This window comes from Salinivibrio siamensis, from assembly GCF_001996005.1.
GTDB classification, from domain to species: domain Bacteria; phylum Pseudomonadota; class Gammaproteobacteria; order Enterobacterales; family Vibrionaceae; genus Salinivibrio; species Salinivibrio siamensis.
Genome location: NZ_MUFB01000007.1, coordinates 1 through 13,370, shown reverse-complemented (window position 1 = coordinate 13,370; position 13,370 = coordinate 1). Strand labels below are relative to the sequence as shown.

Sequence of the window (13,370 nt, the reverse complement as noted above, 5' to 3'; positions counted from 1 at the left end):
TGCCAGCTGGCGCGTTATTCGAGTTAGTGGTGCGCCCATTCAACGGTACTTAGATCGATACCGTCTTTGTACATGTCCCAAAGTGGTGACATTTCACGCAGCTTGTTAACTGCTTCACGCACTTTCTCAATCGCATAATCCACTTCTTCTTCCGTCGTAAAGCGACCAAATGAGAAGCGCAGCGAGCTATGTGCGAGCTCATCGTCGCGTCCAAGCGCACGAAGCACATAGGAAGGTTCAAGGCTTGCTGAGGTACACGCAGACCCTGACGATACCGCCAGATCTTTCAGTGCCATCAGCAATGACTCGCCTTCAACAAAGGCAAAGCTCACGTTTAGGTTATGTGGAACACGCTGTTCCAAATCGCCATTGACGTAAACTTCTTCTAAATCTTTCACGCCTTCATAAAAACGCTCGCGCAATGCCAGCGCATGTTGGAAGTCTTTCTCGCGCTCTTCTTTCGCGATACGGAACGCTTCACCCATGCCCACAATTTGGTGAGTAGGCAATGTGCCTGAACGCATACCACGCTCGTGACCACCACCATGCATTTGCGCTTCAATGCGTACGCGTGGCTTACGGCGAACGTACAAGGCACCAATGCCTTTAGGGCCGTACGCTTTGTGTGCGCTGAACGAGATCAAATCGATTTTCATCTCTTTGACGTCCAGTGGCACTTTACCGACTGACTGCGCCGCATCGACGTGGAACATAATTTTACGTTCACGACAAAGCTCGCCAATCGCAGAGATATCTTGAATCACGCCAATCTCGTTATTCACGTGCATGATTGACACTAAAATCGTGTCGTCACGCATCGCCGCTTCGAGCTTCTTCAGATCGACCAGGCCGTTTTCTTCTGGCTCAAGATAGGTCACCTCAAAGCCTTCACGCTCCAGTTGACGGCAAGGGTCAAGCACGGCTTTATGCTCTGTTTTGCAGGTAATAATGTGCTTGCCTTTCTTGGAGTAGAAATTAGCAATACCTTTGATAGCCAAGTTGTCTGACTCAGTCGCGCCAGAGGTAAACACGATCTCACGTGGGTCGGCATTGCAGTAATTGGCAATGTTCTCACGCGCTGTATCAACCGCTTCTTCTGCTTGCCAGCCAAAGCGGTGTGAACGAGAGGCCGGGTTACCAAAAAACCCGTCCATGGTCAGGTACTGACTCATTTTTTCAGCAACGCGCGGATCCACCGGACACGTGGCTGAATAATCAAAATAAATGGGCAATTTCATGTTTTTCTCCAATTACACCGACATTGGTCATCAGGAGCGAACGTTTACGCCTATGGTGGCGCTATCTTGTTTGACCTTCGAGCTAAATGTGTTTCTGGGCGCCAATGAGGCATCCAGTTTAGCGTCCTGACGATCTGCTACTTGCTTCACTTCGTTATCATGCATCAGCTCACCGAGCGTGATGTCGTTTAAAAAGCCGCTAATTCGGGCACTTAAGTCGTGCCACAGAGTATGTGTTAAACAACGGGTGCCGCCTTGGCAATCCGCTTTACCTTGACACTTGGTCGCGTCGACAGATTCGTCAACGGCAGCAATCACGGCCCCCACGGCAATGTCACTTGCCGCAATACCGAGGCGATAGCCGCCGCCGGGACCACGTACACTTGTCACCAACCCCGACTTGCGGAGCCGTGAAAAAAGTTGCTCAAGATAAGACAAGGAAATGCCTTGACGCTCAGAGATGTCCGCCAGTGGTACAGGACCCTGCTCGGCATGAAGCGCCACATCGAGCATGGCGGTAACCGCATAACGGCCTTTCGAAGTCAATCTCATAACACGCTACCTGTGGTGAATAGATGCTCAGATAGTTACATACCCGAGTAATTTGGTCAAGTATTTACCTGAGTATTTTTGTCAGGTTTTCACCCTAAGTTACGCATGCTCGGTTGAAAGGATCACTGAGCGCGATGATTATCGGTATTTTGCTCGCGCGATGCCGCTTGTTGGGTCACTTTTTCGATGGATGACAGCACCCCCCGTAAAATATTTAACTCTTGGCTCTCAAGTCGCGCTCGGTTAAAGAGCCGACGTAACTTGGTCATCACCATCCCGGGATGCTGAGTACGGATAAATCCGGTTTTGCTAAGGACCGTTTCTAGGTGCTGATAAAACCGTGAAAGCTCTTCATTTAAAGGGTAGGTTTGTTCCAGCGTGGGGCCTTGATAGGCTTGACTGTCTAGCCAAGCGACGCGCATTTCATAGCACAGGGTTTGTACCGCCATCGCCAAGTTCAATGAGCTATAGTCTGGGTTGGACGGAATCGACACATGATAATGGCAGGTCTGCAGCTCTTCATTGGTCAAGCCAGTGCGCTCGCGACCAAAGACAATCGCCACCGGGTGAGTACTCGCCTCTTCCACGGCCTTTTTACCGCATTCGCGCGCATCGAGCATCGGCCACTCGAGTGTCCGGCTTCTTGCACTGGTTCCCACCACAAGGCCACAGTCTGCCACTGCCTCTTCTAAGGTCCCGACGACCCGCGCATTGTTGGCGATATCACTGGCACCGGCCGCCAACGCAATGGCTTGGCCATCCACTTCACATTCGGGGGCCACGAGGGTCATATTGCTAAGCCCCATGACTTTCATTGCCCTAGCGGCTGAGCCAATATTACCGGAATGGGAAGTTCCCACCAATACGACGCGGATTTGATCTAGCATGATGTTGTTTTCGTCTCTTACGCTGTGCACCCTTGATGGGGTGGGCAGGTGTCTGTTAGATCTGCGCAGTTTATCACAGTGCAATCGATAATACTTCTCAGCTAAGCGTGTCGCGCCAGTTCACGGACGTCGCGACGGTCAAAAAATACCCACTTTCCTTTTGCTCTGGCTCTGTTATACTCCGCCCCGCTTTCGTTCTTTAACATCCGTTGGGAAAACCGTATGCATCCGATGCTAAACATCGCCGTCCGTGCTGCACGGAAGGCTGGCGACTTTATCGCCAAATCTGCAGAAAACAGAGACAACATCGAAACCGCGCAAAAAGGCAGTAATGACTTTGTCACTAATGTCGACAAAGCGGCAGAACAAATCATCATCGACATCATCAAAAAGTCCTACCCGGACCACACCATCGTTGGCGAAGAGTCAGGCGTGGCTGAAGGGAAAGATAGCGACTATCAATGGATCATCGACCCACTGGATGGCACCACCAACTTCGTTAACGACTTTCCCCATTTCAGCGTGTCTATCGCGGTGCGTATTAAAGGCCGCACTGAGATCGGCTGCGTTTACGACCCTATCCGTAATGAGCTATTCACCGCACAACGTGGTGCTGGCGCACAACTCAATAACAAGCGTATTCGTACCGGTAGCGCCAAAGAGCTCGACGGCACCATCTTAGCGACGGGCTTCCCCTTCAAAGCAAAGCAACACGCTGAAGGCTTTATGGCGGTCGTGAGCGCGTTATTCGTTGATTGTGCTGATTTCCGTCGCACCGGCTCTGCCGCGTTGGATCTTTGCTATGTGGCCGCAGGCCGTGTTGATGGCTTTTTTGAGCTTGGCCTGAAACCGTGGGATATCGCGGCAGGCGAATTGATTGCCCGTGAAGCTGGGGCGATTTGTACCGACTTTAACGGCGGAACCGACTACATGCGTAGCGGTAACGTGGTAAGCGGTGCACCACGCGTCGTAAAAGGCATGCTGGCCAAAGTGCGCGAGAACGCCCCTGAGTCGATGAAAAAATAATGCTTCCCTCTGGGTATAAAAAAGCGACGCTCGGTGAGCGTCGCTTTTTTTATGCCGTCAAATCATCGGCTGTCTCTTTAACACAGAGTGCCATACTGGCTGCGACGCACACCGAGTGTGCAATTCGCCCCGCAACAAACGCGGGGCGAGCGCATCAAGGCATCGCGTCAAACTCTTGCCCTTCTTTTTCCACTTCTGGCACCAACAGGTGCTCACGCGCAATACCCAGCTTCAATGCCAGAGCAGACGCCACGTAGATTGAAGAGTAGGTACCCACAGTGATACCAATCAGCAAGGCCATCGCAAAGCCGTGGATCATGGTTCCACCCAAGGTGAACAGTGCAATCACCACAAACAAAGTCGTGCCCGAGGTAATGGTGGTTCGACTCAGGGTCTGAGAGACAGACGCATTAATGATTTCATCTGACTCACCTTTACGCAGCTTACGGAAGTTTTCACGAATACGGTCGAACACCACGATGGTATCGTTCAACGAGTACCCCACCACCGTCAGCAACGCAGCGACGATGGTCAAGTCCACTTCGACTTGGAACAAGGAGAAAATACCCAAGGTAATGATCACATCGTGCGCCAGTGCCATCACCGCCCCCGCGGCCAAGCGCCACTCGAAACGGAACGACACGTAGATCAGGATACAGACCAGCGCGATGATGATCGCCAACCCACCCGCTTCGGTCAGCTCGTCACCCACATTCGGGCCAACAAACTCGATGCGGCGCATTTCTACCTGGTCACCCGTACCCGTTTTGATGGCATTGAGCACCTCATTACCGAGGTTCTCGCCTTCCATATCATCACGCGGACGCAGGCGCACCATCACATCAGTGGCACTACCGAAGTTTTGTACCACGGCGTCACCAAAGCCGTCAGCCGCCAGTGACTCACGAATTTGCGGTAAGTCAGCGGGCTGTTCAAAGCCCACTTCTATCAAGGTACCACCGGTAAAGTCGAGCCCCCAGTTAAGCCACTTAGTGGATAGGGTGACGACAGACGCGGCAATCATGGCGATGGACAACACGAAGGCCAATTTAGACCAACGCATAAAGTTGATCGACATGTCCGGTTTAAATATTTGAAACATGCTTGGACTCCCTTAAATCGACAGCTTCTTGACGCGCTTACCGCCGTACACCAGATTAACCAGTGCACGCGTACCAATGATGGCGGTAAACATCGAGGTCAAAATACCGATCGACAGTGTCACCGCGAAGCCTTTTATCGCGCCTGTTCCCACAGCAAACAAGATGATTGCGGTGATCAGCGTGGTGATATTGGCATCGGCGATGGTACTAAACGCGTTAGAATAACCACGGTCGATTGCATGTTGAGGGTTACGGCCTTCGTGGATTTCTTCGCGGATACGCTCAAAAATCAGCACGTTGGCATCGACCGCCATCCCCACCGTCAGGACAATACCGGCAATACCAGGCAGTGTCATGGTCGCCCCTGGGATCAAAGACATAATACCGATAATCAAGACGATATTGGCGAGCAAGGCACAGTTAGCAAACAGACCAAAGCGACGATAGTAAATCAAGGTGAAGACCATCACCGCCACCAAGCCCCAGATACAGGCTTGCACACCCATATTGATGTTTTGCTGACCCATTGATGGACCAATGGTGCGCTCTTCAACAATCGAGATAGGCGCAATCAAGGCACCTGCGCGCAGCAGCAGCGCCAAGTTATGTGCTTCGGCGGCAGAATCAATGCCGGTAATGCGGAAATTACGTCCCAAAGCAGACTGGATCGTGGCTTGGTTAATCACTTCTTCGTGTTTTTCCAAGATCACTTTGCCGTCTTCGTCACGCTCGCCACTGTCTTTGTATTCTGCAAACACGGTGGCCATCAGCTCACCAATGTTACGCTTACTGAAGTCCGCCATTTTGTCACCGCCCTCGCTGTCGAGAGAGATGTTAACTTGTGGTCGGCTGTATTCATCGCGGGAGGAGCTAGCGTCAGTAATGTGCGAGCCCGTCAAAATGACCCGCTTTTTCAGCACGGCGGGACGACCATCTCGAGTACGCATCAACTCGCTGCCCGGTGGCACTCGGCCTGCCATGGCGGCAGATAGGTCAGCGTCCTGATCCACTTCGCGGAATTCCAAGGTCGCGGTGGCACCAAGAATTTCTTTCGCGCGTGCCGTGTCTTGCACACCGGGGAGTTCAACCACAATACGGCTTGCGCCCTGACGTTGCACCAAAGGCTCGGCCACACCCAGTTCATTCACACGGTTGCGCAGAATCGTAATGTTTTGCGCCACCGCGTAGTTACGAATTTCTTTGAGGCGCTCTTCTTTGTAAACCGCGGCTAATCGCCCTTCATCTTCATCGACAGAAAAGTTCATGTCGAGGTAGTTGTTCGAGAGCAGTTCTAGCGCTTTATTGGTGTCTTCGGCATTACGCAGATTCACCACAACACGGGTGTTATCTTCTATTCGTAAACCACGATAACGGATACGCGCTTCACGTAAGTCGGTGCGGAAGCTGTCTTCTTGCTGGGTGATCAGCTTTTCTAATGCTGCATCCATGTCCACTTCCATCAGGAAGTGCACCCCACCACGTAGGTCTAGGCCAAGCTTCATCGGGGTAGCACCCAGCGTATCCAGCCACGATGGCGTTGCAGGCGCCAAGTTTAAGGCAACCACATAGTCATCACTGTCGAAACGCGACATCAAGGCATCACGGGCACTGATTTGTGCTTCCGTGTCTTTAAAGCGGGCTAAGACGGTACCGTCTTCGAGCGCAATGGATTGGTAGGAAAGGTCGTTCGATTCGAGGGTCTGTTTGATGGAGTCCAACGCAGTCATATCTACCGAGGCGCCACGCGCCCCGGAAATTTGTACTGCTGGATCTTCACCGTATAAATTGGGAAGCGCATACACGATGCCAATAACCAGTGTTATTAGCACCATGATGTACTTCCACAAAGGATAACGGTTTAGCACAGCATGCATCCTTTATGGTTGCGAGAATTAGAGAGACTGGATAGTACCTTTAGGCAGTACTGCCGTCACGAAGTCTTTTTTGATGGTCACTTCGTTATTATCGTTGAGTGCAATCACAATAAAGTCATTGTCTTCAGCGATTTGAGTGATCTTACCCACTAAACCACCTCCGGTTAGCACTTCGTCCCCTTTGCTCATAGATGCCATAAGGTTTTTGTGCTCTTTGACACGCTTAGATTGCGGGCGGTAGATCATAAAGTAAAAAATCACCGCAAAGAGACCAAGCATGATAAAAAGCTGCATTCCGCCACCTTGTGGTGCGGCTTCAGCGGCTGCGTGAGCTTGTGAGATAAACATTCAATCACGTCCTCGTTCTAGTTGTTGAATTCGAAATTAATCGAGCGGCGGCACTTCCTTGCCACGACGCGCGTAGAAATCCGCTACAAAGGCATCTAATCTACCTTCGTCAATCGCGTTACGCAAACCTTCCATCACGCGCTGATAGTAGCGTAAGTTGTGGATGGTGTTGAGTCGCGCGCCTAGGATCTCATTACAGCGGTCTAAATGGTAGAGGTAAGCACGGCTGTAGTGGCGGCAAGTGTAACAGTCACACTCGGGATCCAGAGGCGAGGTATCACTTTTATGTTTCGCATTGCGGATCTTGATCACACCGCCAGTAATAAACAAGTGGCCATTACGTGCGTTTCGTGTCGGCATCACACAATCAAACATGTCGACACCACGGCGACCCCCTTCGACCAAATCTTCAGGTTTCCCCACGCCCATCAGATAGCGCGGTTTATCCTCTGGCAGCTGTGGACAAGTGTGCTCCAAGATCCGGTGCATGTCTTCTTTCGGCTCCCCGACCGCTAGACCGCCAACGGCATACCCATCAAAACCGATCTCGGTAAGACCTTCTACAGAGACATCTCGCAAGTCCTCGTACACGCCGCCTTGTACAATACCAAACAAGGCATTTTTGTTACCTAATTTGTCAAAGTGATTGCGGCTACGTTTTGCCCAGCGTAGTGACATCTCCATCGACTTTTTCGCTTCGTCATGCGTGGCAGGATAGGGCGTACACTCATCAAAAATCATCACGATGTCTGATCCCAAGTCATATTGGATCTCCATCGATTTTTCCGCGTCCATAAAGATGCGATCGCCGTTCACTGGGTTGCGAAAGTGCACCCCTTCTTCGGTGATTTTACGGATATCGCCCAAACTGAACACTTGGAAACCGCCAGAGTCGGTCAAAATAGGGCCATGCCACTGCATAAAGTCATGCAAATCCCCGTGCAGTCGCATAATTTCCTGACCTGGGCGTAGCCATAGATGAAAAGTGTTCCCTAATAGGATCTCCGCCCCAGTCCCTTTCACTTCTTCAGGCGTCATCCCTTTGACGGTGCCATAGGTACCCACCGGCATAAAAGCCGGCGTTTCCACAGTGCCGCGTTCAAAGATTAAGCGGCCACGGCGAGCGCGTCCGTCGGTTTTTTTCAGTTCGTATTCCACGAATCCTCCTCAGTGCCAGAGAAACAGTCTGGCGTGTGTCTTATGCTAACAGGTTTACCCTGCCGCAAGCATAGCGCACACGGACATAAGAGCCCGTGTTCTCATCATGTCGTCAGTGGTGCTGACGGGTAATAAACATGGCATCGCCATAGCTGAAAAAGCGATAGCGTTCTTCAACCGCCGCACGATAAGCGGCCATGGTATGCTGGTAACCGGCAAACGCGCTTACCAACATGATCAAGGTGGATTCCGGCAAGTGAAAATTGGTCACCAATACATCCACTAGCTGCCATTCATACCCCGGATAGATAAAAATCTGCGTGTCATTAAAAAACGGGGACAGTGGCTCACCTTTTTGCTTGGCCGCCTGTGCCGCACTTTCCAGTGAACGCACCGAGGTGGTTCCCACCGCAATCACCCGCTTGCCTTGTGCTCGCGTTTGATTGACCGCATCAACCACCTCTTGCGGCACTTCAGCATACTCAGCGTGCATGGTGTGCTCTTCAATGTTGTCGACCCGAACCGGTTGGAACGTTCCGGCTCCCACGTGCAAGGTGACAAAAGCAATATTGACGCCTTTTTCTTTAAGAGCTGCCATAATGGCATCGTCAAAGTGTAACCCCGCCGTTGGCGCAGCGACGGCCCCAGGCTTTTGGTTATACACGGTTTGATAGCGTTCTTTATCGCTCTCTTCATCTGGGCGGTCGATGTATGGCGGCAACGGCATATGGCCGATGTCGTTAAGCGTATCTACCACGCCTTTATCGTCGTGTAGCTGAATTTCGAACAGAGCATCATGGCGTGCCACCATCTTTGCTGGGACCTGTCCGTCATCGCCGAGGAATAATTCGGCGCCGGGTTTAGGTGCTTTAGAGGCGCGCACATGGGCGAGGAAACGACGTTCGTCGAGCACACGCTCCACCAGCACCTCTATTTTACCCCCCGACGCTTTGCGGCCATACACGCGCGCGGGGATCACTCGCGTGTTGTTGAACACCATCAAATCCCCAGGCTCAACCAGATCGAGGATATCCTTAAACTGACGATGTACCACCTCACCGCTTGTGCCATCGAGTGACAATAAGCGACTTGCACTGCGATCCGGTTGCGGATAGCGCGCAATTAACTCATCGGGGAGTTCAAAGTGAAAATCGGATAATTGCATGACATTTGCCTAGATAAAAAGCAGGCCGCTAGTATAGGTAGCCCACCGTGAAGATCAAGCAAGCTGGATGCTTGATTCAGGCATCGTTTACACAGGCGCCAATGAACACAACATTTGCCTCGATGCGCGTAGTTATCTTGATGCATATCACGCCTAACCCGGTACAACTGCACTACAGTAAAAGTATCCCTGTGTACTGATGACAAGGAGGTGCCATGTTTATTGTTGATGATATGATGACCCGGCATCCACACACGCTTAGCCCTGACCATACCCTGGATGACGCGCACCGTTTAATGCGCGCCGAGCGCTTTCGCCATCTCCCCATCGTTGACGATGATGAGCGTTTGTTAGGACTGGTCACACAAAGAGATGTGCTGTCAGCACAAGCCTCTTCACTAGGCAAAACGACCAATGGAGATCACCAGATCCATACTCCCCTATCACACTTTATCGAGCGGCAACTGGTCACAGTCGACCCCGGGGCGTCACTACGGGCTGCAGCGCTAACCATGCTCGAGCGTAAAATAGGCTGCTTACCGGTGGTGAAGCACCAACGTTTGGTTGGGATCATCACCGACAGTGATTTTGTCGCCATCGCGTCAACATTGCTGGAAATCCAAGAAGAAAGTGAGCCGGTTGAAGAGGGAGAATAAATAAAAAAGGGAGTGTGAGACTCCCTTTTATCAGGTTGATAACCGGTATCGTGCGATTAGAATTGATCTTCTTCCGTCGAGCCCGTTAATGCCGTGACCGATGATTGCCCACCTTGGATAATATTGGTCATCTGATCAAAATACCCAGTACCCACTTCTTGCTGGTGCGCGACAAAGGTATAGCCACGCTCAGCGGCAGCGAACTCTGGACGCTGAACCTTTTCAACGTAGTGACGCATGCCCTCACCTTGCGCATAAGCATGCGCCAAGTCGAACATGTTGTACCACATGTTATGAATACCCGCCAACGTGATGAACTGGTACTTATAGCCCATATCAGACAATTCTTGTTGGAAACGCGCTATCGTTTCGGCGTCCAGGTTTTTCTCCCAGTTGAAAGACGGTGAACAGTTATAAGCCAAAAGCTGGTCTGGATACTGAGCATGAATGGCTTCAGCAAACTGTCGTGCTTCTTCCAAGTCCGGTTTCGCGGTCTCGCACCAAATCAAATCGGCATACGGCGCATAAGCTAGGCCTCGAGAAATGGCTTGCTCAATCCCAGGACGCACGCGATAAAACCCTTCGGCTGTGCGCTCACCAACGATGAAGTCCTTGTCGTATGGGTCGCAATCTGAGGTCAATAGATCGGCCGCGTTGGCATCAGTACGCGCAATGACCAGCGTATCGGTGCCCGCCACATCGGCAGCTAAGCGCGCCGCGACCAATTTTTGTACCGCCTCTTGGGTTGGCACCAACACTTTTCCGCCCATGTGGCCACATTTTTTCACTGAGGCGAGCTGATCTTCAAAGTGAACACCGGCAGCGCCAGCTTCAATCATGTTACGCATCAGCTCGTAGGCGTTAAGCACACCACCAAAGCCTGCTTCGGCATCCGCTACAATCGGTAAGAAATAGTCGGTGCCCTCTTCCGGCGAGCCCCCTTTCGACCACTGAATTTGGTCCGCTCGGCGAAACGCATTATTAATGCGCTTAACGACAGCGGGAACAGAATCAACCGGATACAACGACTGGTCTGGATACATACTCGAGGCTGTGTTGTTGTCAGCCGCCACCTGCCAACCAGACAGATAAATCGCTTCAATACCCGCTTTGGCTTGCTGCACCGCTTGACCGCCTGTCAATGCGCCCAAGCAGTTGACGTAGCCTTTTTTGGCACTGCCATTGACCAAATCCCATAGTTTGGCAGCTCCCCGCTTAGCGACGGTATTCTCCGGCACAAACGAGCCACGCATATTGACGACTTCTTCAGCCGTGTAGGGGCGCTTAACCTGTTTCCAGCGCGGGTTTTCCGCCCAATCCTTTTCCAGTTCAGCGATTTGTTGTTGGCGAGTCAAAGTCATGTTCCATTCCTCTTTGTTAGCAGGGCTGTACCAGCCCCTTACTGTCATTCCATGTTTGTTATTGTGCTTCCATGCCCATTACGGCAAATACTCATAACCCGGTAAGGTTAAAAAATTAACCAGCTCATCACTGGTAGTGAGCGTTTCCATCAAGGTTGCCGCTTGCCGGTACCGTCCTTGCGCAAAGCGCTCTGCGCCTAGCTCTTTTTCAACCACCGCCATTTCCTCGGCAAGATACTGAGAGAACAACGCCTTGGTCACCACCTTGCCGTTGCTCAGTGGTTTTTGATGCTTAATCCATTGCCAAATCGACGCACGTGAGATTTCAGCCGTGGCCGCGTCCTCCATCAAGCCATAAATAGGCACACAACCGTTACCTGAAATCCACGCTTCAATGTACTGCACCGCCACGCGAATGTTATGTCGCATTCCCGCCTCTGTGCGTTCGCCATCGCAAGGCGCCAGCAACTCTGCAGCAGTAATCTCAGCATCTTGCTCGCGGGTCACCGTAAGTTGATTCGGCTTATCGCCAAGTGCACGGTCGAAAATCGCGCGAGCCGTGTCAGCCAGCCCTGGATGCGCAATCCAGGTGCCATCGTGGCCATTATTGGCTTCTAAGGTTTTATCCTTTTCAATTTTCTCTAGCACCTGCTGGTTTTCAGCCGGGTCTTTACTGGGAATAAAGGCTGCCATGCCACCCATCGCCAACGCGCCACGCTTATGGCACGTTTTGACCAGTAAACGCGAGTAAGCGTTAAGGAAAGGCTTATCCATGGTCACCACTTGGCGGTCCGGCAACACGCGGTCCGGATGATTACGCAATGTTTTGATATAGCTAAAGATATAATCCCAACGACCACAGTTAAGGGCGACGATGTGATCACGAAGGTGATACAAAATCTCATCCATTTCGAACACGGCGGGCAAGGTTTCAATCAGCACGGTCGCTTTGATGGTGCCACGGCTTAGCCCAAACTCGTCTTCGGCAAAGGAAAACACCTCACTCCACCACGCGGCTTCTTGATATGCTTGAAGTTTAGGCAGGTAGAAATAAGGCCCCGATCCCGTCTCGAGTAAACGACGGTAGTTATGGAAAAAGTAAAGAGCGAAGTCGAACAGGGCCCCTGGAATTGGTTTACCCTGCCACGTCACGTGCTTTTCGGTCAGGTGCAAGCCACGCACACGGCAAATGAGGCGTGCTGGGTCCTCATTTAGCTGATAGCGTTTGCCTGTATCAGGGTGCTGATAACTGATGGTACCATTCACGGCATCGCGCAAATTACGCTGTCCTTCAACCACTTGTGGCCACGCCGGCGCAAAGGAGTCTTCAAAGTCCGCCATGAAAACTTTCACGTTGGCGTTGAGTGCGTTGATCACCATCTTCCGGTCTACCGGTCCGGTAATTTCTAGCCGCCGATCTTGTAAATCCTCGGGAATGCCACGGATGGACCAATCCGCTTGGCGGATCGATTGCGTCTCCGGAAGAAAGTCGGGCAGCTCTCCCGCATCAATGCGTTGTTGACGCGCCTCACGCGCCGCTAACAGTGTGGGTACGCGCGCCGCATAACGCTCAGCGAGACTGGCTAAAAAGCACAATGCATCATCGGTTAAGATTTCTGCCTGCTCTGCGGTGACTGTCTCGTTAATCACCAACGATTCGCGTAAGGTTGAGCACGCTTCCGTCATATCGCCTCCCTGGCTTATCATTTGTAATCCAATCACAACACTATTATTACTACACGCGCTTGGGCTCTCGTGCAGCACTTGTGTTATTACGTTGGCTTACATTCGCGCAAAAATCAACCAAGAACAAAACAAAAACGGAATACTAAATCATTAAAATAAATTAAAAACAAACACTTAAACAGTTTAGAGTATAAGCTCGAATGCGCTTTTTTATGCCCATTATCAGAATGATATAACACTGCTACGGGGATCATAATTTTGTCACCACTTTGTAATCAGTTACGTAATTAAATTACATAACAAGCGCTTTACCCCC

The 13,370-nt window shown here is 51.4% G+C and carries 12 protein-coding genes; 2 read left to right on the top strand and 10 right to left on the bottom strand.

Going from position 1 to position 13,370, the window contains the following annotated elements:
• Positions 1-23: 23 nt before the first annotated feature.
• The 3 genes from BZG73_RS05055 to trmJ form a co-directional block, all read right to left on the bottom strand.
• A complete protein-coding gene (locus BZG73_RS05055) occupies positions 24-1,238 on the bottom strand; it encodes an IscS subfamily cysteine desulfurase (RefSeq protein WP_046075010.1) in 1,215 nt (404 codons plus the stop codon).
• 30 nt (positions 1,239-1,268) lie between these two features.
• Entirely contained in the window at positions 1,269-1,790 is a 522-nt protein-coding gene (iscR, locus tag BZG73_RS05050) for a Fe-S cluster assembly transcriptional regulator IscR (RefSeq protein WP_077579558.1), read from the bottom strand.
• Between the two features lie 122 nt (positions 1,791-1,912).
• Positions 1,913-2,677 (bottom strand): tRNA (cytosine(32)/uridine(32)-2'-O)-methyltransferase TrmJ, encoded by a 765-nt coding sequence (trmJ, locus tag BZG73_RS05045; RefSeq protein WP_046075012.1) that lies wholly within the window; start codon positions 2,675-2,677, stop codon positions 1,913-1,915.
• Between the two features lie 222 nt (positions 2,678-2,899).
• On the opposite strand from trmJ, the gene suhB reads away from it, so the two are divergent.
• Positions 2,900-3,703, top strand: a complete 804-nt coding sequence (gene suhB, locus BZG73_RS05040; protein ID WP_046075013.1) for an inositol-1-monophosphatase — start codon at positions 2,900-2,902, stop codon at positions 3,701-3,703.
• A 154-nt stretch (positions 3,704-3,857) separates the two neighbouring features.
• Here the strand turns inward: suhB and secF are convergent, their stop codons facing one another.
• The 5 genes from secF to queA all read right to left on the bottom strand — a co-directional run bounded on the left by secF (position 3,858) and on the right by queA (position 9,351).
• On the bottom strand, positions 3,858-4,805 hold the full coding sequence (gene secF / locus BZG73_RS05035; RefSeq protein WP_046075014.1) for a protein translocase subunit SecF: 948 nt from the start codon (positions 4,803-4,805) through the stop codon (positions 3,858-3,860).
• Positions 4,806-4,817: 12 nt separating this feature from the next.
• The gene (gene secD / locus BZG73_RS05030; RefSeq protein WP_046075015.1) at positions 4,818-6,671 is read right to left on the bottom strand and encodes a protein translocase subunit SecD; all 1,854 of its coding nucleotides are present in this window, start codon (positions 6,669-6,671) and stop codon (positions 4,818-4,820) included.
• Positions 6,672-6,698: 27 nt separating this feature from the next.
• Complete coding sequence (gene yajC, locus BZG73_RS05025; protein WP_046075016.1) at positions 6,699-7,028, bottom strand: preprotein translocase subunit YajC; 330 nt, start codon at positions 7,026-7,028, stop codon at positions 6,699-6,701.
• Positions 7,029-7,064: 36 nt separating this feature from the next.
• Complete coding sequence (gene tgt / locus BZG73_RS05020; protein ID WP_077667755.1) at positions 7,065-8,186, bottom strand: tRNA guanosine(34) transglycosylase Tgt; 1,122 nt, start codon at positions 8,184-8,186, stop codon at positions 7,065-7,067.
• 112 nt (positions 8,187-8,298) lie between these two features.
• The gene (queA, locus tag BZG73_RS05015; protein ID WP_077579560.1) at positions 8,299-9,351 is read right to left on the bottom strand and encodes a tRNA preQ1(34) S-adenosylmethionine ribosyltransferase-isomerase QueA; all 1,053 of its coding nucleotides are present in this window, start codon (positions 9,349-9,351) and stop codon (positions 8,299-8,301) included.
• Positions 9,352-9,566: 215 nt separating this feature from the next.
• On the opposite strand from queA, the gene BZG73_RS05010 reads away from it, so the two are divergent.
• A complete protein-coding gene (locus BZG73_RS05010; protein ID WP_046075019.1) occupies positions 9,567-10,007 on the top strand; it encodes a CBS domain-containing protein in 441 nt (146 codons plus the stop codon).
• A gap of 56 nt (positions 10,008-10,063) precedes the next feature.
• On the opposite strand, the gene aceA is transcribed toward BZG73_RS05010, so the two are convergent.
• The gene (gene aceA / locus BZG73_RS05005; RefSeq protein ID WP_046075020.1) at positions 10,064-11,368 is read right to left on the bottom strand and encodes an isocitrate lyase; all 1,305 of its coding nucleotides are present in this window, start codon (positions 11,366-11,368) and stop codon (positions 10,064-10,066) included.
• A 78-nt stretch (positions 11,369-11,446) separates the two neighbouring features.
• Positions 11,447-13,054 (bottom strand): malate synthase A, encoded by a 1,608-nt coding sequence (aceB, locus tag BZG73_RS05000; protein WP_077667754.1) that lies wholly within the window; start codon positions 13,052-13,054, stop codon positions 11,447-11,449.
• Positions 13,055-13,370: the final 316 nt, after the last annotated feature.